Consider the following 21,658-nt stretch of genomic DNA (forward strand, 5'->3'; position numbering starts at 1 on the left):
TTATCCTCGAATGGCCCAGAAGGCCAGGTTCAGGCCGGGGAACTCGCCGGCGACGTAGAAGGCAAAACCACCGGAATGCTGCAGCTGCTTCCAGTGTTCGCTGCCCCGGTCGAGCTCGAAGTAGGTGGAACCGGCATGGAACGGGATCTGCCGTGGCGCCACCGGCAGCGGCAGCAGGCCGATGCCCGGCAGTTGCAGGTTGACCAGGTCGCGGATGTGCTCCACCGCGCCGATCTTGCTCTGCTGGCCAAAGCGGCTGCGCAGGGTCTCGCTGGGCACGTCGGCGCGCACTACCAGCACGAAGCTGGCGCTGTCGAGCAGGCTGCGGTCGGCGAGCATGCCGACATGGATGCCGTAGGCCTTCTCGACCAGCGGGATGGCCACGGCCTTGCTGTCGATCAGCATCGACAGCGCCTCGCGCAGCGCGGCCATTAGCGGGGCGAAGGTCGCCGCCAGGTCGTCGTGCTGGTACACCGGGTAGCTTTCCGGACGGCGGCCATCGCGGGTGAAGGTGGCGAACTCGCCGGCCAGGGCCACCAGCTCGCTGTACAGCCGCTCGGGGTGCAGCGGCGTCAGCTGGTTGAGGTGCTCGACCAGCGGCTGGGCGCGGTTGACCAGTTGCAGCAGCATGAAGTCGGCGATCTCCGAGGCGCCGCCATTGGCCGAGGCGACCACGCGCCCGGCCAGGGCTTCGCCGCGCTGGTGCAGCAGACCCAGCAGCTCGCCACGAAAGCCTGAGAGCTGGTTGCTGGCGGCCACGTCGAGCAGCGGCGGGATGTAGCTGTCATCCAGCACCAGCGCACGGTCGGCACGCTTCTCGCGGATACGCACCACGCCCAACCCGGCATAGTCGCTCAGGCCATCCTCGGCGCGCAGCAGGCGCAGGGCACGGCTGCCCAGGGCAAGCGGCGCGCGGTTTTCGAACGGGGCATTGTCGTCGCGCACTTCGCTGACGCGGCTGACGTAACGCGCACCGTCAGGCACCTCGCCGTCGTCCACGGTGTCTCGGGCGCCGGCACGCTTGAGCGGCAGGCCGAGGTAGATCACGCCGTTGCGCAGGTCATCGGGAATCTCCAGCGGCGCGGGCGGCAGGTCGTCACGGGGAATGTCGAACGGCGTGCCATCCGGCAGCAGGCCACGGGCGCTGAGGATCGCCAGCTTGCCCTGGGCCAGCAGGCCCTGATCGATCAGCAGTTCGGAAAAGCCCCAGGCGGCGGCACTGAGCGGCCGGCTGCGGGCATCGACGAAGTTTTCCAGGTAGCGGTCGTGCTGCTGGAAGTGCTGGGTGGTGATGAACATCCCTTCCGACCAGACCACGCGATTGTTCCAGGACATGCTTTCTCCGATTGCCTAGCGGGCAGGCTCAGGTTGTGGGGTGGCCACGGCGCTGCGCACGGCGCGCACATCGAGGCTGATCTGATAGTCACGGGGCGGTACCGGCAGCACGCTGCGCCACTGGGCGCGGTCGACCTCGCGGTAACCGACCACCAGGCCGACCTGGCGCGTGGCCGGGTCGAGCGGGCGCTCCAGGCGCAGCTGCTCGCCGGGCTGGAGCAGGACTTCATCCTGGTCGATCAGGTCGGCGGCCAAGGTGGCCTGGGCGCGTTCGGCCAGGGCGAAGTAGTCGGCACGGGCGAAGGCGGCGCTGTTCTTCAGCTCGTAGATGCGTACCCGTACCGGCGCGGGCATGCCGCTGGCACCGGGGTTGAGCCCGGCGGCGGCGCTGAAGTACAGGGTGACGCCCGTGGAGGGCGCCGCCTCGGGGGCAGGCTCGCTCGGCGTGTCCTTGCTGCAGGCACTGAGCAGCACCATGGCCAGGGCTGCGATCAGTCTTGTTGCACTCATCCTCGTCCTCATGACGTCTTGTGTTCTTCCTGTATCCCGGGCGTTGGCCTCAGGAACGTTGAATGCGTTGGCTGTGGGCCTCGTAGGCGCGGCTGAACTCGCGGCCGAACAGGTCCTGGAAGTCGTCTTCGGCCTCTCGGGAAATCTGGCTGTAGAGCTCGGTGAACTGCTGCCAGCAATGGGCCTGGCGCGATCCGCCGAACAGCTTGGCGAGCCCGGCGGCGGGTGCCAGGCGCTCTTCCAGGCGGGCGGGTTCGAAGCGTTTGAGCAGGTGCTTGAGCGCCGCCTCGATACCCGCCATCACCGCCAACTGGTGGGCGCGCAGGTCGTCGAAGCTGTCGCGTACCGCCTGGTCGGGGGCCATGAACGCCTGGTTGCCCTCACGCAGCAACAACAACAGCGCTTCGTCGGCATTGGGGGCGAACTTCAGCGGGTTGTTCTGTACCGGGGCGATGGTGGTCTGCTGCATGCGGAACTCGCCTTTCAAGCTGCTGCGCGCGCGCAACACATCGATCAGGCCTTCGACCATGAGCCGGTAGCTGCGGCCAATGGCCTCCATCTGCGCGGCGGCATCGACGGCGTCGATGCGCAGGTGCTCGATGCCTGCGCCACGCAGGAAAGCCTGGAGCAGCGCATCGCTGTCAGCAGGCGCGGCAGCCGTCTCGACGGGCTGCGGCCGAACAACAGGCTCGCTCGGGGTCTGCGGCTCCGGCAGCGGTGGTGGCGGTGCTGGCGCCAGTACAGAGGCGGGCTGGATAACAGGTGCCGGAGTTTCATCGAACAGGTTCCAGTCATCCGGGATCACGCCCGGCGCGCCGGGCGTGGCTGCCGGTACAGGCGCAGGCGGCGCCACCGGCGTGGGCGGTCGAAAGTCATGCTGTTGCGCGGGGACATGATCCGGCTGGCTGACAGGCGGCACGCTGGAAGGGCCGAGGAAATCGAATAGATCCGGCAGGGTGTCGTGGCTCGACGCCCCCTGCAGGAAGGCGGCGGGTGCACCGGCGATGGGCGCACTGGGGGTGGGCGCACTGGGGGTGGCCACCTGGTTGGCCATCAAGGCCTCGAAACTATGGGCCTCGGACTGCCCGGCAAATGGAATCGACAGGCCGGAATCAATACGTGCCTGGATCTCGTAATCGCCAATTCGAATAACTTCGCCGTCCATCAACGGCTCACTGTTACCGCGACGCAGGCGAATACCGGCATGCACCAACTCCACGCCATTGGTGCTGTTATCGGTCAAATAGTAGCGACCATCCTTGAACTGGATCACACAATGTTTCGAAGAAACAAGGCGTTCCGGATCGGGAAGTACCCAATCATTATCCGCGGCCCGACCGACGCTGATGGCACCGTTTTCCAGCAACTTCTCCGGGCACTGCCCCGGGGTGATCTTGTGATAACTGGTAATGGTCAGGCAAAGTGCCATCATGCCTCCTTGCATATATATGAAACACTCATCTATCCATTTGAGTGGATAAACGAGCCCGACCTCGCATTTCGACCAAGCCCTTTGAAATCAAGGGCCCGATGCCAAAACACGCTTCCCGGAAGGTCGTATTAAACCCTATCGGCAAGGCACTTTGATGGCACCTGACCAATGGACGCCAAGGGTTGCCAACTGGTTCACAGTCACCTTGCGCGGCGCGTAGCTTACCTTGACAGCAATTTGGAAATAAACCATAAATGCGCAACTTAAGAGTGCCAAAGTGATATCACGGTGATATCAACTTCGCATTCTTTGACAAGTTTGTGCGCCAATTCACATTTGTAACTTGGCGCATACGAAGCCCTCGCCAAGGGCCGATATGGAGATCGATTTCTGGTGAACTCACCGCAGCTGCTCGCCGCTGTTTCCGCAGATTTCCCGTGCGGCGACGACCTCGAATACGACGCCGATTTCCTGCAACTGGAACGCGATGCCCAGGGCCGCCCCGAGCGCGTGATGGGCGACGCCGTGCAAGCAGCCGAACCGCCGCAGTGGCGTGCCATCGAACAGTCCTGCACCGACCTGCTGCAACGCAGCAAGGACCTGCGCATCACCCACTTCCTGGTCCAGGCCAACCTGGCGCTGCACGGCCTGCCGGGCCTGGCCGCCAGCCTCGAGCTGATCCGCGACCTGCTCGGCGAATACTGGCTGCACCTGCACCCGCAGCTGGACGCCGCCGACGACAACGACCCTACCGTACGCATCAATGCCCTGGCCGGCCTTACCTGCGACACCAACATCGGCCTGCTGCGCGACGCCGTGCTGGTGCGCTCCCGGGCGTTCGGCCCGGTGACCCTGCGCGCCGCCCTGCATGCAGCCGGTGTGCAGCACTTCGCCAGCGAACAGCTGAGCGCCGAGGAACTGGCCGCCGCCCTGCGCGATGCCGACCCCGAGCAGCTCGAACAGTGCCGCCAGGCGCTGCAACTGGCCCGCGACGCCCTTGACGTCATCGAGAGCCGGGTCAATGACCAGGTCGGCTCGTCCAGCGGCGTCGACCTGTCCGCGTTGCGCCAGCCGCTGCGTCAGGTCCAGCAGGTGCTGGCCGACTACAGCCCGGAAGGCGCAGCGCCGCCTTCGAACATCAGCGAAGAGCAACCCGCCAGCAGCAGCCATGACGACCGGCAACCCGTTACCAGCGCCGCCGCACCCCGCCCGACGGCGCGGCCCGGCGAAGTGAACAGCCGCGACGACGTGCTGCAGAGCCTCGAACGCCTGCTCCAGTACTACGCCCGCCACGAGCCCTCAAGCCCGTTGCCGGTGCTGCTGCGTCGGGCGAAGAACCTGGTCAACGCCGATTTCGCGACCATCGTCCGCGACCTGATCCCCGAGGGTCTGTCGCAATTCGAGAACCTGCGCGGCCCCGAAGGCGACTGACGCCTCGACACCGCATCAACACCGACGCCCGCAACAAGCAACGCCGCCGTACCGGCGACCAGGAGGAACAACGTGGCGAAAGACAGCTCCCAGAAGTTCATCGCGCGCAACCGTGCGCCGCGGGTGCAGATCGAATATGACGTCGAGCTGTACGGCGCCGAGAAGAAGGTCCAGCTGCCCTTTGTCATGGGCGTGCTCTCGGACCTCGCCGGCAAGCCCGCCGAGCCACTGCCGGCGGTGGCCGACCGCAAGTTCCTGGAGATCGACGTCGACAACTTCGACTCGCGCCTCAAGGCCATGAAGCCCCGCGTGGCGTTCAACGTGCCCAACGAGCTGACCGGTGAAGGCAACCTGAGCCTGGACATCACCTTCGAGAGCATGGACGACTTCAGCCCCGCCGCCGTGGCACGCAAGGTCGACGCGCTGAACCAGCTGCTCGAGGCCCGTACCCAGCTGGCCAACCTGCTGACCTACATGGACGGCAAGACCGGTGCCGAGGACATCATCCTCAAGGCCATCAAGGACCCGGCCCTGCTGCAGGCCCTGGCCAGCGCGCCGAAACCCGCCGACACCGAGCCGAAGGCCTGAGGAGACCGACCATGAACGATCCGTTGCGCGACAGCCAGGCCCCGCAGGCGGCCACCCAGGACCCGAGCGAGTTCGCCAGCCTGCTGCTGCAGGAGTTCAAGCCCAAGACCGAGCGGGCCAAGGAAGCCGTCGAGAGCGCCGTGCGCACCCTCGCCGAGCAGGCCCTGGCGCAGACCAGCCTGGTGTCCAACGATGCCATCGGCTCGATCGAGCAGATCATCGCCGCCATCGACGCCAAGCTCACCGCCCAGGTCAACCAGATCATCCACCACGATGACTTCCAGAAACTGGAAAGCGCCTGGCGTGGCCTGCACTACCTGGTCAACAACACCGAGAGCGACGAGCAGCTGAAGATCCGCGTGCTCAACATCTCGAAGAACGACCTGCACAAGACCCTGAAGAAGTTCAAGGGCACCGCCTGGGACCAGAGCCCGGTGTTCAAGAAGCTCTACGAAGAGGAATACGGCCAGTTCGGCGGCGAGCCGTACGGCTGCCTGGTGGGCGACTACTACTTCGACCAGTCGCCGCCCGACGTCGAGCTGCTCGGCGAAGTGTCCAAGGTCTGCGCCTCGATGCATGCGCCGTTCATCTCCGCCGCCTCGCCGACGGTCATGGGCATGGGCTCGTGGCAGGAGCTGAGCAACCCGCGCGACCTGACCAAGATCTTCACCACCCCGGAATACGCCGGCTGGCGCTCGCTGCGCGAATCGGAAGACTCGCGCTACATCGGCCTGACCATGCCGCGCTTCCTGGCACGCCTGCCCTACGGCGCCAAGACCGACCCGGTGGAGGCCTTCGCCTTCGAGGAAGACACCGACGGCGCCGACAGCAGCAAGTACACCTGGGCCAACGCCGCCTACGCCATGGCGGTGAACATCAACCGCTCGTTCAAGCACTACGGCTGGTGCTCGCGCATCCGCGGCGTGGAGTCGGGCGGCGAAGTCGAAGGCCTGCCGGCACACACCTTCCCCACCGACGACGGTGGCGTGGACATGAAGTGCCCGACCGAGATCGCCATTTCCGACCGCCGCGAGGCGGAACTGGCCAAGAACGGTTTCATGCCGCTGCTGCACAAGAAGAACACCGACTTCGCCGCCTTCATCGGCGCGCAGTCGCTGCAGAAACCGGCCGAGTACGACGACCCGGACGCCACCGCCAACGCCAACCTGGCCGCGCGCCTGCCGTACCTGTTCGCCACCTGCCGCTTCGCCCATTACCTGAAGTGCATCGTTCGCGACAAGATCGGCTCGTTCAAGGAAAAGGACGAGATGCAGCGCTGGCTGCAGGACTGGATCCTCAACTACGTCGACGGCGACCCGGCGCACTCCACCGAGACCACCAAGGCCCAGCACCCGCTGGCGGCCGCCGAAGTGGTGGTCGAGGAAGTCGAAGGCAACCCGGGTTACTACAACTCGCGCTTCTACCTGCGCCCGCACTACCAGCTCGAAGGGCTGACCGTGTCGCTGCGCCTGGTGTCGAAGCTGCCTTCGGCCAAAGGGGCCTGATCATCGCGGGGCCCGCCCGCTCCCACGGTGGGGGCGGGCTGGCTCCGCGATCAGCCACTACTACCGCTAACCGACGCGAAATCCCGAGGACATCATGGCTGTAGATATTTTCATCAAGATCGGCGACATCAAGGGCGAGTCCCACGACAAGGCCCACAAGGACGAAATCGACGTGCTCAACTGGAGCTGGGGCATGTCCCAGTCCGGCAACATGCACCTGGGCAGCGGCGGCGGTTCGGGCAAGGTCAACATCCAGGACCTGTCGATCACCAAGTACATCGACAAGTCCAGCCCCAACCTGATGGCTCACTGCTCCAGCGGCAAGCACATCGACAAGGTCAAGCTGACCGTGCGCAAGGCTGGCGGTGAAAGCCAGGTCGAGTACCTGATCATCAACCTCGAAGAGGTGATCATCAGCTCGCTGAGCACCGGCGGTTCGGGCAGCGACGACCGCCTGACCGAGAACGTGACCCTGAACTTCGCCAAGGTCACCGTCGACTACCAGCCGCAGAAAGCCGACGGCACCAAGGAAGGCGGCCCGATCAAGTACGGCTGGAACATCCGCTCGAACGTCAAGATCTGATCGACCGCGCCCGTGTCGCGCCTGGGCGCGGCGCGGGCGCACCTCCCCACGCGTCACCCGCTCACGGTGAACATCATGGCCAAGCCTTCTTTCATCAACCTGTGGAATGCCTACCCGAGCGTGTCCTCGCCCTGCGACGGCCCGTGGGACAACCAGTGCGCCATCCGCATGAGCATCGCGCTCAACGGCGAGATGAGCCTCAAGGTCAACAAATCGACCTATACCGAACCCAAGTGCGCCCACGAGCACGCCCGTGGCGCCGAATCCCTGGCCAACTGGCTGGAGACACGATTGTTCTACCCGCTGAAGATTGCCGGTACCGCCCAGGCCCGCGAAGCGCTCAAGGCCAAGACCGGGATCATCTTCTACAGAGACTGCTTCGCCCGCAACGGGCAGAGCCAGGAGAACCGCACGGGCGACCATATCGACCTGTGGAACCGCGGCCTGACCAAAGGTTTCTCCGACCACAACTACCAGTCGAAGCAAGTCTGGTTCTGGGAGCTCACATGACCCGCGCTGCCCTGGCCGGCGCCCTGCTGCTGGCCCTGAGCGCCTGCGCCGACGCCGAACTGCTGAACCAGGCCAACCTGGGTGGGCAGACCGTGACGCTGAGCGAGAATGCCGGCCAGTGTGTGCTCGATCGCGGCGAACAGCGCCTGGCGCTGGACATGCAATGGCCCTGCGGCCTGAGCCCGGACCGCGCCGGCAAGGCCCGGGTCGAGCAGTTCAATGGCACGCCAATCGTGCTGGTGACCCATTTGCAGCCACACCCGACGCTCAAGGGCGAATGCCTGAAGACCTCGCGCGCCGTGCGCCTGACCCAGGCCGGCCTGGAAGCCTCCACGCCGGCGCCGAGCGCCTCGTGCGACACCGGTTTCGAAGACCAGAAAATGTTCACAGGGATGTTCCAGTGGTAGCCGAAATCGCCACCCGCGACCGCCTGCAGCCTTCGCTGCTGGATCGCCTGACCGACGATGACCCGGGCAACCCACAGGAAGCCCCCGACAAGCGCGTGCTCAGCCTGCAGCAGCTCAAGGCCTCGGTACTGCGCGACCTGGCCTGGCTGCTCAACACCACGTCGCTGCTCGACACCGGCGCCACGCTGAACTCCCCGGCCGGCGCCTCGGTGATCAACTACGGGTTGCCGGCATTGGCCGGCAACAGCGCGTCGAACATCGACCTCAACGCGCTCGAACGCATCATCCACCAGGCCATCGCCACCTACGAGCCGCGCATCCTCGCCCATACCCTGAAGGTACGGGCCCAGGCCGCGCCCGGCGAGATGAACGCCAACGCCCTGAGCTTCGAGATCGAAGGCGACCTGTGGGCCCAGCCGGCGGCCCTTCCGCTGCTGCTGCAGACCGACGTCGACCTGGAATCCGGGCACGTGCGTGTGGCCCCCGCCGACCGCCGGAGGCGCGCATGAACCCGCGCCTGCTCGAGCTGTACAACCAGGAACTGCAGCACATCCGCGAGGGTGCCGCGGAGTTCGCCAAGGAATACCCGAAGATCGCCGGGCGCCTGACGCTGTCCGGGATCGAGTGCGCCGACCCTTACGTCGAGCGCCTGCTCGAAGGTTTCGCCTACCTCACCGCGCGGGTGCAACTCAAGCTCGACGCCGAGTACCCGACCTTCACCCACAACCTGCTGGAAATCGCCTACCCGCACTACCTGGCGCCGACGCCGTCGATGACCGTGGTGCAACTGCAGACCGATCCCGACGAAGGCTCGCTGGCCGCCGGATTCCAGCTACCCCGTGACAGCGTGCTGCGCGCCAATCTTGGGCGCAATTCGCAGACGCCCTGCGAATTTCGCAGCACCCAGGACGTCACCCTGTGGCCGTTGCAGGTTGCCCGGGCCGAGTACTTCGGCAACCCCGGGGCTGTGCTCGGGCGCCTGGCCGCCAGCGAACCGAAAGCCCGCGCCGGACTGCGCCTGACCCTGCGCAGCGGCGCCGAGATTCCGTTCTCCAGCCTGCCGCTGACGCACTTGCCGCTGTACCTCAACGGTGCCGACGAAACCCCGTTCCGCCTGTACGAACAACTGCTGGGCAGCGCCTGCGCGGTGTTCGTGCGCCAGCCGGGCGCCGACTGGGTCGAACGCATCCCGGTCGAGGACGCCTTGCTGCCCTGTGGCTTCGATGACCGCGAAGCGGCGTTGCCGGTGGTGCCGCAGGCCTTCCAGGGCTATCGCCTGTTGCAGGAGTATTTCGCCCTGCCCCAGCGCTACCTGTTCGTCGACTTCGCCGGGCTGGAGCGCGCGGTCAAGCGCTGCGACGGCCAGGAGCTGGAGCTGCTGGTGCTGTTCGAGCGCTTCGACGCAGCGCTGGAAAGCAGCGTGGGCCCTGCCCAGTTCGTGCCGTTCTGCACCCCGGCGATCAACCTGTTCCCGCGCCGGGTGGATCGCATCCACCTGACCGACCGGGTCCACGAGCACCATGTGATCGCCGACCGTACCCGGCCCACCGATTTCGAGATCCACTCATTGCAGCGGGTCACCGGCCACGGTACCGGGCCGGACCAGGAATTCCTGCCGTTCTACGCGGTGCGCGACCCGTCGCGCTATGGCCGTGACCAGGCGTACTACCTGGTGCGCCGCGAACCGCGCGTGCTCTCCAGCGAGCAGCGGCGCAACGGTACGCGCTCCAGCTACATGGGTAGCGAGACCTTCGTCAGCCTGGTCGATGGCAACCAGGCGCCGTACCGCCATGACCTGCGCCAGCTGGGCATCAGCGCGCTGTGCAGCAACCGCGACCTGCCGCTGTTCATGAATGTCGGCGACGGGCGCAGCGATTTCAGCCTGGCCGACAGCGCACCGGTATCCGCCGTGCGCTGCCTGGCCGGCCCCAGCCGACCGAAGGCCAGCCACGCCCACGACAACCGGGCCTGGCGCCTGATCAGCCAGTTGTCGCTGAACTACCTGTCGCTGGCCGAGCAAGGCCAGGGCGCAGCCGCCCTGCGCGAGCTGCTGCGCCTTTACGGCGACCAGCAGGACAGCGCCCTGCAGCTGCAGATCGACGGCCTGCGCGAAGTCAGCTGCAAACCCTGCACACGGCGCCTGCCGATGCCCGGGCCGATCGTCTTCGGCCGTGGCCTGGAGATCACCCTGACGTTCGACGAGAACGCCTTCCGCGGCACCGGCGTGTTCCTGCTGGGCGCGGTGTTCGAGCGCTTCCTGACCCGCTATGTGTCGATCAACAGCTTCACCGAAACCGTGCTGCGCACCAGCGAACGAGGCGAGATCATGCGCTGGAAAGCCAAGCCCGGGCGCAGGCCAAACCTGTGAACACGCTACAGGCCATGCAGGCCGAGCCCTGGGAATACGACTTCTTCCAGGCGCTGCGCCGCCTCGAGGCGGAGAACCCCGAGCTGCCCCGCTTCGGCCACTCGCTGCGCCTGGCCGACGAACCGGTGCGCCTGGGCCAGCGCCTGGACTGCGGCTTCGCTCCGGCGACGCTGGCCTCGGTCACGGCCAACGACGACCAGCCAGCGCGCCTGGAGCAGTTCTTCTTCGGCCTCGGCGGCCCCAACGGCCCGCTGCCGCTGCACCTGACCGAGTACATGCGCGAGCGCCAGCGCAACCACGCCGACCCGACCAGCAAGCGCTTCCTCGATGTCTTCCACCACCGCCTGCTGAGCCTGTTCTATCGCGCCTGGGCCGAGGCCCGGCCGACCGTCAGCCATGACCGCCCGGGCGACGATTACTGGGCCGCGCGCCTGGCCGCCCTCAGCGGCCGCGGTCAACCGGAGCTGCAAGGCCAGGGGCCGCTGGCCGATACCGCCAAGCTGCACTGGTCCGGCCACCTGGCGGCGCAGACCCGCTACCCGGATGGCCTGTGCAGCATCCTGGCCAGCTACTTCGGCGTGCCGGTGAAGCTCGAGGAATACGTCGGCCAGTGGCTGGAGCTGCCTGAGCGCAGCCAGCTCGGCGTGCGCACCAACCGCCTGGGCGTCGACCTGTGCCTGGGCCGCTACGTCTGGGACCGCCAGCACAAGTTCCGCCTGTGCCTGGGCCCGCTGACCCTCGACCAGTACCACGCCCTGCTCCCCGGCGGGCAGGCGTTCGTCGAGCTGGCCGCGTGGGTCGCCGAGTACCTGGGCCAGGAACTGGACTGGGACCTCAACCTCATCCTCGCGCAGGGCCAGGTGCCCGCGCTGCAACTCAATGCCGGCCGACGCCTGGGGTTCGATACCTGGCTCGGCCGGCCGTCGCACGATGCCAACGACCTGAAGCTTGCCCGGTACTACGCCGAGCGGCCGGTCAACGCCCCGCCAACAAGGAGTCAGGACCATGGGTGAAATCAGCCGCGCCGCGCTGTTCGGCAAACTCAACAGCGTCGCCTACAAGGCCATCGAGGCCGCCACGGTGTTCTGCAAGCTGCGGGGCAATCCCTATGTCGAATTGGCGCACTGGCTGCACCAGCTGCTGCAGCTGCAGGACAGCGACCTGCACCGCATCATCCGTCAGTTCAACGTCGAGCCGGCGCGCCTGGCCCGCGACCTGACCGACGCCCTGGACCGCCTGCCGCGGGGTTCGACGTCGATCACCGACCTGTCCTCCCAGGTCGAGGAAGCCGTCGAGCGCGGCTGGGTGTACGGCAGCCTGATGTTCGGCGAAAGCCAGGTTCGCACCGGCTACCTGCTGGTCGGCATCCTCAAGACCCCGAGCCTGCGCAACGCCCTGCTGGGGCTGTCCAGCGAGTTCGCCAAGCTGAAGGTCGAGGCCCTGAGCGAGCGCTTCGACGAGTACGTCGGCGACTCGCCGGAGAACAACCTGGCTGCCAGCGACGGCTTCAGCGCCGCCGCCCCGGGCGAAGCCAGCGGCGCGGTGGCGCCGGCGGCGATGGGCAAGCAGGAGGCGCTCAAGCGCTTCACCGTCGACCTCACCGAACAGGCGCGCAGCGGCAAGCTCGACCCCATCGTCGGCCGTGACGAGGAAATCCGCCAACTGGTGGACATCCTCATGCGCCGCCGCCAGAACAACCCGATCCTCACCGGCGAGGCCGGCGTCGGCAAGACCGCCGTGGTCGAAGGCTTCGCCCTGCGCATCGTCGCCGGCGACGTGCCGCCGGCCTTGAAAGACGTCGAACTGCGCAGCCTGGACGTCGGCCTGCTGCAGGCCGGCGCCAGCATGAAGGGCGAGTTCGAACAGCGCCTGCGCCAGGTCATCGAAGACGTGCAGGCCTCGCCCAAGCCGATCATCCTGTTCATCGACGAAGCCCACACCTTGGTTGGCGCCGGCGGCGCGGCCGGCACGGGCGATGCCGCCAACCTGCTCAAGCCGGCCCTTGCCCGTGGCAGCCTGCGCACCGTGGCGGCGACCACCTGGGCCGAGTACAAGAAGCATATCGAGAAGGACCCGGCGCTGACCCGGCGCTTCCAGGTAGTCCAGGTGGACGAGCCGAGCGAGGCCAAGGCGCTGCTGATGATGCGCGGCGTGGCCTCGACCATGGAGAAGCACCACCAGGTGCAGATCCTCGACGAAGCGCTGGAAGCCGCCGTGAAGCTGTCGCACCGCTACATTCCGGCGCGCCAGCTGCCCGACAAGTCGGTGAGCCTGCTCGACACCGCCTGCGCCCGCGTGGCCATCAGCCTGCACGCGGTGCCGGCCGAGGTGGACGACAGCCGTCGGCGCATCGAGGCGCTGGAAGTCGAGCTGCAGATCATCGCCCGTGAGGCCGCCATCGGTGTCAACACCGGGCAACGTCAGACCCAGGCCGACAGCCTGTTGGCCGAGGAGCGCGAGCGCCTGGCCGCCCTGGAAAGCCGTTGGGCCGAGGAGAAAGCCCTGGTCGACGAGCTGCTGGCCACCCGCGCGCAACTGCGCGAGCAGGTCGGCGTGGTCGATCAGGAAGTGGACGTGCAGGGCAGCCATGAACTGCGCGAAAAACTCGTCGACCTGCAGCAGCGCCTGAGCCAGCTGCAAGGCGAGAGCCCGCTGATCCTGCCAACCGTGGACTACCAGGCGGTGGCCTCGGTGGTCGCCGACTGGACCGGTATCCCGGTGGGGCGCATGGCGCGCAACGAGATCGAGACCGTGCTCAACCTCGACTCGCACCTGGCCAAGCGCATCATCGGCCAGGATCACGCGCTGAAGATGATCGCCAAGCGCATCCAGACCTCCCGCGCAGGCCTCGACAACCCGAACAAGCCGATCGGCGTGTTCATGCTCGCCGGCACCTCCGGCGTGGGCAAGACCGAGACCGCCCTGGCCCTGGCCGAGGCCATGTACGGCGGTGAACAGAACCTGATCACCATCAACATGAGCGAATTCCAGGAAGCCCATACCGTCTCGACCCTCAAGGGCGCGCCACCCGGCTACGTCGGCTACGGCGAAGGCGGCGTGCTGACCGAGGCCGTGCGCCGCCGCCCGTACAGTGTGGTATTGCTGGACGAGGTGGAAAAAGCCCACCCCGACGTGCACGAGATTTTCTTCCAGGTATTCGACAAGGGCGTGATGGAAGACGGCGAAGGCCGCCAGATCGACTTCCGCAATACCCTGATCCTGCTCACCACCAACGCCGGCACCGAGCTGATCGCCAACACCTGCAAGGACCCGCAGGCCCTGCCCGAACCCGAGGCCGTGGCCACCTCGCTGCGCAAGCCGCTGTTGGAGATTTTCCCGCCGGCGCTGCTCGGCCGCCTGGTGACCATCCCCTACTACCCGCTCAGCGACACCATGCTCAAGGCCATCACCCGCCTGCAGCTGGAGCGCATTCGCAAGCGCGTGGAAGGTACCCACAAGGTTGGCTTCGCCTACGACGACGAGGTGGTCGAGCTGATTGTCTCGCGCTGCACCGAAACCGAAAGCGGTGGCCGTATGATCGACGCCATCCTCACCAACGGCCTGCTGCCGGACATGAGCCGCGAGTTCCTCACCCGCCTGCTCGAAGGCAAGCCGCTGGCCAGCGTCAGCATCAGCCGTCGCGACAACGACTTGCACTATGACTTCGGCGCCGCCGACTGACAGGACCGACCATGCTGTTCAAGCAGTTCACGCGCCTGGCGCAGATCAACAGCCCCCTGGGGCCGGACAAGCTGATCCTTGCCGAGATGGGCGGCAGCGAGGAGCTTGGCCGCCTGTTCGACTATGAGCTGCAGCTGACCAGCGACGACCCGGCCATCGACCTCAACCAGCTGCTGGGCAAACCGATGAGCCTGAGCGTGCAGCAGAGCGTCGGCACATCGCGGCACTTCCACGGCATCGTCGCCCGCTGCAGCCAGTCGGTGGACCAGGGCCAGTTCGCCAGCTACCGCGTCACCCTGCGCCCGTGGCTGTGGTTGCTGACGCGCACCAGCGACTGCCGGATCTTCCAGCACCTGAGCGCGCCGCAGATCATCAAGCAGGTGTTCCGCGACCTGGGCTTCTCGGATTTCGAGGACCTGCTCAGCCGCAACTACCGCGAGCGCGAGTACTGCGTGCAATACCGCGAAACCAGCTTCGACTTCGTCAGCCGCCTGATGGAAGAAGAAGGCATCTACTACTTCTTCCGCCACGAGCAGGAGCGCCACGTGCTGGTGCTCGCCGACGCCTACGGCGCGCACCAGAAGGCGCCGGGCTACGAGACCGTGCCCTACTACCCACCGGACGGCCAGCACCGCGAGCGCGACCATATCAACGACTGGCACCTGGCCCAGGAAGTCCAGCCGGGCTCGCTGGAGCTCAACGACTACGACTTCCAGCGCCCCAGCGCGCGCATCGACGTGCGTTCGGCCATGCCCCGGCCGCACCAGGCCGGCGACTACCCGCTGTACGACTACCCCGGTGCCTATGAGCAGACCCAGGATGGCGAGCACTACGCCCGCACCCGCCTGGAATCGCTGCAAAGCCTGCACGAGCGCGTCGAGCTGCGCGGCAACGCCCGGGGCCTGGGCAGCGGCCATCTGTTCAGCCTGAGCAACTTCAGCCGCCAGGACCAGAACCGCGAGTACCTGATCGTCGCCGCCCGCTACTACGTGCACCAGGAACGCCTGGAAAGCGGTGGCGGCAGCGGCGCGGCGCAGTTCGAGAGCAACCTGAGCTGCATCGACGCGCAGCAGAGCTACCGCCCGGTGAGCAGTTCGCTGCGCCCGATCGTCAAGGGGCCGCAGACCGCCGTGGTGGTCGGCCCGGCTGGCGAGGAGATCTGGACCGACCAGTACGGCCGGGTCAAGGTGCACTTCCACTGGGACCGCCACGACCAGTCCAACGAGAACAGCTCGTGCTGGATCCGCGTATCCCAGGCCACGGCCGGCAAGAACTGGGGTTCGATCCAGGTGCCGCGCATCGGCCAGGAGGTGATCGTCAGCTTCCTCGAAGGCGACCCCGACCGGCCGATCATCACCGGGCGGGTGTACAACGCCGAACAGACCGTGCCCTACGACCTGCCCGGCGGCGCCACCCAGAGCGGCATGAAGAGCCGTTCGAGCAAGGGCGGCAGCCCGGCCAACTTCAATGAAATCCGCATGGAGGACAAGAAGGGCGCCGAACAGCTGTACATGCATGCCGAACGCAACATGGACACCGTGGTCGAGCAGAGCGAGACGCTATCGGTGGGCATCAACCGCACCCAGACCGTCGGCATGCTCGAGACCATCACCATCGGCCAGGACCGCATCCGCGCCGTGCGCCGCGACGACATGCTGCTGGTCGGCGCGAGCAAGACCGACAGTGTCAGCACCAGCTACCTGATCGAAGTCGGCGAGAACCTGCGCCTGGTCTGCGGCAAGAGCGTGATCGAGCTCAACGCCAGCGGGCAGATCAACATCAGCTGCGAGCAGTTCAGCTTCCACGCCAACGCCGACGCCGAGATCAACACCGGCGGCACCCTTGACCTGAACGTGGGCAGCGGCGCGCAGACCGACCCGAACAACCAGGGCGTGAAAACGGCCATCGACGGCGCGGTGAAGGCCCTCTTCCCCGGCGTCGGCAAGTAACGAGACCGAACCATGAGCTACCGCGTCAACGAATTCCGCTTCGCCCTGCCCGATGCGCAGGTACGCGACACCAGCATCAACATCCTGCGCTTCGAAGCCCTGGGCACCTCGCTGATCGTCAGCCGCAGCCTGCTCGAAGAGGGCGAGACCCTGCAGAGCAACTTCGACGGCCAGTTGCAGCGCCTGCAGCAACAGGTCAAGGACCTGCAATTCCAGCCGGCCCGTGCCACCCAGGTGGGCGCGGCGCAGCCGATCGAGGCGATCGAGCTGAGCAGCCAGTTCAGCAAGGGCCAGGAAAAGGTCTACCAGTACCAGCTGGCGCTGGTGCTGCCGGGCACGCGCAAGATGTTCGCCCTGAGCTACGTCAAACCCACCCCTCTGGGCGAGGCCGAGGCGACGCACTGGGCGGCGCTCAAGCAGTCCCTCGACTTCGACAGCCTGGGCTGACCCCGCACCATGTCCGACGCTCTCTGGGCCGCCCGCGAAGGCGATGCGCTGCTGCACACCTCGGTGATGGCCGACATCATCGGCGGCGTGCTGGAAGTCGCCGCCAACGTCGCCATCGGCGCCCTGGCCACCGCCGCGGTGGCCGCGGCATTGGGCATTACCGTGGTCACCGGCGGCCTGGGCTGCTTCGTGCTTGGCGCGGTGGTGGGCCTGGTGGTCGGCGTGGTCATGGCCAAGACCGGCGCCGACACCGGGCTCAGTCGATTATGCGAGGGCATCGGCAACGCCCTGTTCCCGCCGACCGTGCAAGCCACCATCGCCAGCGGCTCGCCCAACACCAAGACCAACGGCAAGCGCGCCGCGCGCGCGGCCGGCGTGGTCACCGCGCCCTCCGCCCCGGCCAGTGGCGGGGGCGGTGGCGCGCAGGCCGAGGAGCAGGAAGAGACCTTCCTCGACATGGCCAAGGGCTTCTTCTCACAGATGTGGCGGCCGACCGTCGCCAGCCCTGCGGCCAACACCCAGGAAGCCCCCGACGACAAGGTGCTGTGCACCAAGCACCCGCCGATGCCACCGCAGTACCTGGCCGAGGGCTCGAGCAAGGTATTGATCAACGGCCACCCGGCCTGTCGCAGCGGCGATCGCAGCACCTGTGAAGCGGTGATCGTCGATGGCGGGCTGGTGTCGGACAACGTGCGCATCGGCGGCGGGCCGATCGTGGTGCGCGAAATCCGCAGCGGCAAGACGCCGGGGATCGGCCTGGCGATCACGGCGTTGATGATGTTGCGGGGGCGGGGGGGGAAGTTTTATAGCAAGTTTGGGTGCATGTTGATTGGGGGGGCCACCAGCTTCGTCACGAGTCAGGTGACGGGAGCATTGACTCGAGCAATCGTCGGGAGCCCAAACCCAGTACATGCCCCTACGGGGGCCAAGATACTGTCGGGTGAGGAAGACCTTGATTTCACCTTGACGGCGCTTCTTCCAATTACCTGGCAACGTTTCTACAACAGCCGCGACGAGCGTCGCGAAGGCCTGTTTGGCGCTGGGTGGAGCGTGCCCTACGAAGCGTTCGTCGCCGTGCAAGCCGACCAGTTGGTATACACCGATGAACAAGGGCGTCTGATCGACATGGGCATGATCGCCCTCGGCGATGCAGTATTCAGTACAGGGGAAGGCCTGAGTGTACGCCGCGCCTGGGACGGCGAACTATTGATCGAAGACATAGAGAACGGGCTATATCGCCTGTTCCAGCCCTCGCCCGGCAACCCCCAGCACCTGAGACTGGCATCACTCGGGGACCGCAACGACAACCGAATTCACCTCGACTATGACGAACTCGGTCGCTTGGCGCAGTTGTGTGACACCTACAACACGCCGATGGTCAGACTGCACTACGACAGTCACTGGTCCAGGCGCGTCAGCCATATCGAACGGCTGTTCGCCGATGGCAGCGCGCAAGTTCTCGCCCGGTATAGCTTCGACGAACACGGCGACCTCGCTGAAGTTATGGACGCCGAGGGTCACTCACAGCGGTATTTCAACTATGACCAGCAGCGCCTCATGGTTGAGCATCAAACCATCTCCGGGCTGCGTTGCTTCTACAGCTGGATACTGAGCGCCGATGGCTGGCGAGTTGCCCATCACTGGACCAGCCTAGGCGACGAGTATTTTTTCGAGTACGACGTGGAGGCGGGCCTTACTCGCATCACAGACGGCCTGCAGCGCACCAGCATTCGACGCTGGAACAGCCAGTATCAGGTCGTCGAGTTCACCGATGCACTGTCACTGACTTGGCATTTTGAGTGGAATGACGATCGCCAGTTGCTCTCGGCAACAAACCCCAAGGGAGGCAAGTGGCTGTTCTTCCACGACGATTCGGGGAATCTCGCGGAAACAGTCGATCCGCTAGGTCGTAGCGAATCGACCCAGTGGCTTGAACACTGGTCGCTGCCCAAACTCAGAATCGAACGTGACGGCAGCCGTTGGAAATTCGACTATGACGCTAGGGGCAACTGCATCCGCAAGACCGATCCGCTAGGCCACATCACGCGCTTTCACTACGATGACCACGGCCAGACGCTGCAGATCGTCGATGCGACGGGGAAAAGCCGCCATCAAAAATGGAATGACCACGGGTTGCTGCGCGAACATGCCGACTGCTCGGGATACACCACACGCTTCACTTACGATCAACATGGCCATGTTCAAACCATCATCAATGCACTGGGTGAACCTCTGCATTATGTACACGACCTCCACGGCCGCCTTCTGGCCAAGACGTACCCCGATGGCCGCGTGGAGCGCTACGAGCGCAATGATCACGGTCAGCTGATACGCCATGTCAGTCCAGCAGGTCATGTCACCCGCTTCACCTACGATGAGCATGGCCGCATCACCAGCCGCACGGATGGCAATGGCAACTCGGTGCACCTGCACCATGACAGCTATGGTCGACTACAGTGGCTGAGTAACGAAAATGGCGAACGATACGCGTTTGAGTGGGACGCGCGGGACCGTTTGACGACGCAACGTAATCTCGATGGCAGCAGCCTTTGCTATGCCTACGGACGCCTGGACGAAATCCATGAGGTCAGGTTCAACCCGGCCCCAGGCATCGACCGCGAGGATCCTGTCATTCATCGCCTGTGCTCGGATGCATTCGGCCGCCTGCTGAGCAAGCACACCGCAGACGGTATCACGTGCTATCGCTATGACGACGGTGATCGGCTGGTGCACGTGAGTGCCACTGACAATCACGGCAAAGCGCAGACTCTGACGTTCGGCTATGACGCCGTCGGCCAGCTCATCAGCGAAACCAATGAAGTCGGCAACCTTACCCATCATCACGACGAGCTCGGTAACATCGTTCAGACCACACTCCCCGATGGGCGTCAGATCAAACGTCTGCATTACGGCAGCGGACATCTGCACCAGCTGAATCTTGATAGCCTGCTTATCAGCGATTTCGAACGAGATCGCCTGCACAGAGAAGTAAAGCGCACCCAGGGGAGCCTGACGACTCGAAGCGAGTATGATCGCTGTGGCCGCCTCCGCTCACGGCTGTGCCAACGTTCGGACATGCCCGCCCAGCTACGATCACCGCTTCAACAACGTTTCGAGTACGACGACGCCAGCAATCTTCAGGCCCTGATCAGCCAGCAATCGCAGCTTATGCACCAGCAATGGTTCAGTCATGACGCTGCCGGTCGCCTCACGAATTCACATGGGCCTCTGGGCGCTCAGCACGAAACCTTCAGCTACGACCCAGCTGCCAACTTGGTAGAGCAGCCCTCGAAATCTTTACCCGTTCGCCACAACCAACTGCTGGATTACAAAGACAAACGTTATCGCTATGACGGCTTCGGGCGCTTGGTCGAAAAACGCAGCCGCACATGGGGCACCCAATTCTTCCGCTATGACGCGCAGCACCGTCTGATCGAGGTCCGCAATCTGCGCCAAGGCAGGGAAACGGTGGTCACAATGCACTACGACCCCCTGGGACGTCGGATTGCCAAACGCAGTCATGATGCTGCCAGCGGGCTCACGCTGAGCGAAACCACGTTCAGCTGGGATGGCCTTCGCCTTCTCATGGAGTACAGCCATTCACACAGCAGCCTCTACCTCTATGCGGATAGCGGCTATGAGCCACTGGCACGAGTCGACGGTAACAGTGCGAACCATCAGGTCAGCTACTACCACAATCATCTGAACGGGCTTCCCGAGAAGCTTTCCGATGCTCAAGGAGTCATCGTCTGGCAGGGCCGGCATAGTGCTTGGGGGCAACTCTGGCACGAAGAGCGAACAACACCCTACGCACAGAACCTGCGCTTCCAGGGCCAATATTTCGACCGGGAAACCGGACTTCACTACAACACCTTCCGCTTCTACGATCCGGAGGTAGGTCGTTTCACTCAGCCTGACCCTATAGGGCTGGCTGGCGGTATCAATCTTTACCAGTATTGTCCCAGCCCTCTCACATGGATCGACCCCTGGGGTCTCGAGGCCATCTATGAGAACCCCGGGCACCATGAGCCCGGCTACCTGCCAAATCGCCAAGTACCGTTCAACTCCTCCAAAAGCGTGCTGCCAGCGGAGCATGAGGAATTGTTCAGACAGAGCGTTGCCGACCCAGATGATCCAAAGACTCGCTGGGCTAAAGTGGGGGAAGGCAAGAAAGCGGTGTGGCACAGGTTCCAGAGCAGTGCGGGCGACGGTTCGAAGCCTTTCCACTGGAATGGGTCGACGGATGGCAAGGATATCAACGGTCGCCCACGCGCGATCGATAAAAAGAACGTCCCAAGGTATGCGCAGAAAATGAAAGGGTGTGCACTGTGACTCAACTGATCGGAAACAAACTCACAATTGCCATCGAGTACGAGGTGACATCCCAGGCCCCTCTGATGGGGCATGGCAGGCTCTGGTTCGAAGGGCAGCCACTTGGCAGCCTGGAGGACTTGATCTACCTCGATGGCTACCTTTTGGGGTGCCTGGAGGATCTGGTAAAGAAGCCTCTACTGACGCAGCGCTACCAGCACATGGACGAGCGAGGACTGTTCCTGCAACTGGATGGAGACCTCAGTTCCTACGATGAGGAGGACAGCAAGGACTTCAGCGAACAAGCCCGTCCTTATTTCGTTACGTGCGGTACGCTGTTCGATTGTTACCTGGTGTTCTCCTACCGCCTGGACGACATGCGTGGAAGCATCATGTGGCGTCTTGAGGGGGACATCGACGACCTGCCATTCAATGACCTCAAGCAGGCCTCTCGCGCCGATCATTTCGCCACGTTCGAGTATGCGCAGTTACTTACCCTGATCAGCGAACTCCGGACAGGGTTGAGCCAAGCGGGCAGCAGGTAACGACTTTTTGGACACCACCGAACTGAACTCGACAATCGCGAGCAGCTGCCATCACC

Annotated in this window: 17 protein-coding genes; 14 read left to right on the forward strand and 3 right to left on the reverse strand. The window is 65.0% G+C overall.

The genetic code is table 11. The features are described from left to right. From tssK to tagH, 3 genes are read right to left on the reverse strand one after another with little or no spacing between them, the layout of a single operon-like run. On the reverse strand, nt 1-1,335 hold the full coding sequence (gene tssK, locus CCOS191_RS25445) for a type VI secretion system baseplate subunit TssK (protein ID WP_046857480.1): 1,335 nt from the start codon (nt 1,333-1,335) through the stop codon (nt 1-3). A gap of 15 nt (nt 1,336-1,350) precedes the next feature. Further along, nucleotides 1,351-1,845 (reverse strand): type VI secretion system lipoprotein TssJ, encoded by a 495-nt coding sequence (gene tssJ / locus CCOS191_RS25450; protein ID WP_046857481.1) that lies wholly within the window; start codon nt 1,843-1,845, stop codon nt 1,351-1,353. Nucleotides 1,846-1,894: 49 nt separating this feature from the next. Beyond that, complete coding sequence (gene tagH, locus CCOS191_RS25455; protein ID WP_046857482.1) at nt 1,895-3,274, reverse strand: type VI secretion system-associated FHA domain protein TagH; 1,380 nt, start codon at nt 3,272-3,274, stop codon at nt 1,895-1,897. 396 nt (nt 3,275-3,670) lie between these two features. Between tagH and tssA the strand changes: the two genes are divergently transcribed. The 14 genes from tssA to CCOS191_RS25525 all read left to right on the forward strand — a co-directional run bounded on the left by tssA (nt 3,671) and on the right by CCOS191_RS25525 (nt 21,602). Beyond that, the gene (tssA, locus tag CCOS191_RS25460; protein WP_046857483.1) at nt 3,671-4,708 is read left to right on the forward strand and encodes a type VI secretion system protein TssA; all 1,038 of its coding nucleotides are present in this window, start codon (nt 3,671-3,673) and stop codon (nt 4,706-4,708) included. A 72-nt stretch (nt 4,709-4,780) separates the two neighbouring features. Beyond that, nucleotides 4,781-5,296, forward strand: a complete 516-nt coding sequence (gene tssB, locus CCOS191_RS25465) for a type VI secretion system contractile sheath small subunit (RefSeq protein ID WP_023632506.1) — start codon at nt 4,781-4,783, stop codon at nt 5,294-5,296. Between the two features lie 11 nt (nt 5,297-5,307). After that, nucleotides 5,308-6,801, forward strand: coding sequence for a type VI secretion system contractile sheath large subunit (gene tssC / locus CCOS191_RS25470; RefSeq protein WP_046857484.1), 1,494 nt, complete (start codon nt 5,308-5,310; stop codon nt 6,799-6,801). A gap of 94 nt (nt 6,802-6,895) precedes the next feature. After that, entirely contained in the window at nt 6,896-7,384 is a 489-nt protein-coding gene (locus CCOS191_RS25475; protein WP_023632508.1) for an Hcp family type VI secretion system effector, read from the forward strand. A gap of 75 nt (nt 7,385-7,459) precedes the next feature. Beyond that, a complete protein-coding gene (locus CCOS191_RS25480; RefSeq protein ID WP_046857485.1) occupies nt 7,460-7,894 on the forward strand; it encodes a type VI secretion system amidase effector protein Tae4 in 435 nt (144 codons plus the stop codon). After that, a complete protein-coding gene (locus CCOS191_RS25485; protein WP_046857486.1) occupies nt 7,891-8,301 on the forward strand; it encodes a hypothetical protein in 411 nt (136 codons plus the stop codon). Before CCOS191_RS25480 ends, CCOS191_RS25485 begins: the two co-directional genes overlap by 4 nt. Further along, nucleotides 8,295-8,810, forward strand: a complete 516-nt coding sequence (gene tssE, locus CCOS191_RS25490; RefSeq protein WP_038707176.1) for a type VI secretion system baseplate subunit TssE — start codon at nt 8,295-8,297, stop codon at nt 8,808-8,810. The genes CCOS191_RS25485 and tssE overlap by 7 nt, the downstream gene beginning before the upstream one ends. Then, the gene (gene tssF, locus CCOS191_RS25495) at nt 8,807-10,669 is read left to right on the forward strand and encodes a type VI secretion system baseplate subunit TssF (RefSeq protein ID WP_046857487.1); all 1,863 of its coding nucleotides are present in this window, start codon (nt 8,807-8,809) and stop codon (nt 10,667-10,669) included. The genes tssE and tssF overlap by 4 nt, the downstream gene beginning before the upstream one ends. Then, complete coding sequence (tssG, locus tag CCOS191_RS25500; protein ID WP_046857922.1) at nt 10,633-11,682, forward strand: type VI secretion system baseplate subunit TssG; 1,050 nt, start codon at nt 10,633-10,635, stop codon at nt 11,680-11,682. The genes tssF and tssG overlap by 37 nt, the downstream gene beginning before the upstream one ends. Beyond that, complete coding sequence (gene tssH / locus CCOS191_RS25505) at nt 11,675-14,350, forward strand: type VI secretion system ATPase TssH (RefSeq protein ID WP_046857488.1); 2,676 nt, start codon at nt 11,675-11,677, stop codon at nt 14,348-14,350. The genes tssG and tssH overlap by 8 nt, the downstream gene beginning before the upstream one ends. 11 nt (nt 14,351-14,361) lie before the next feature. Further along, nucleotides 14,362-16,299: a type VI secretion system Vgr family protein gene (locus tag CCOS191_RS25510; protein ID WP_046857489.1), complete on the forward strand. Its 1,938-nt coding sequence runs from the start codon at nt 14,362-14,364 to the stop codon at nt 16,297-16,299. 12 nt (nt 16,300-16,311) lie between these two features. Continuing rightward, nucleotides 16,312-16,746: a DcrB-related protein gene (locus tag CCOS191_RS25515; protein ID WP_046857490.1), complete on the forward strand. Its 435-nt coding sequence runs from the start codon at nt 16,312-16,314 to the stop codon at nt 16,744-16,746. 9 nt (nt 16,747-16,755) lie between these two features. Further along, on the forward strand, nt 16,756-21,078 hold the full coding sequence (locus CCOS191_RS25520; protein ID WP_052752661.1) for an RHS repeat-associated core domain-containing protein: 4,323 nt from the start codon (nt 16,756-16,758) through the stop codon (nt 21,076-21,078). Further along, nucleotides 21,075-21,602: a hypothetical protein gene (locus CCOS191_RS25525; protein WP_046857491.1), complete on the forward strand. Its 528-nt coding sequence runs from the start codon at nt 21,075-21,077 to the stop codon at nt 21,600-21,602. Before CCOS191_RS25520 ends, CCOS191_RS25525 begins: the two co-directional genes overlap by 4 nt. The last annotated feature ends 56 nt before the right edge of the window (nt 21,603-21,658 follow it).

The organism is Pseudomonas sp. CCOS 191 (assembly GCF_001007005.1).
GTDB lineage: Bacteria > Pseudomonadota > Gammaproteobacteria > Pseudomonadales > Pseudomonadaceae > Aquipseudomonas > Aquipseudomonas soli.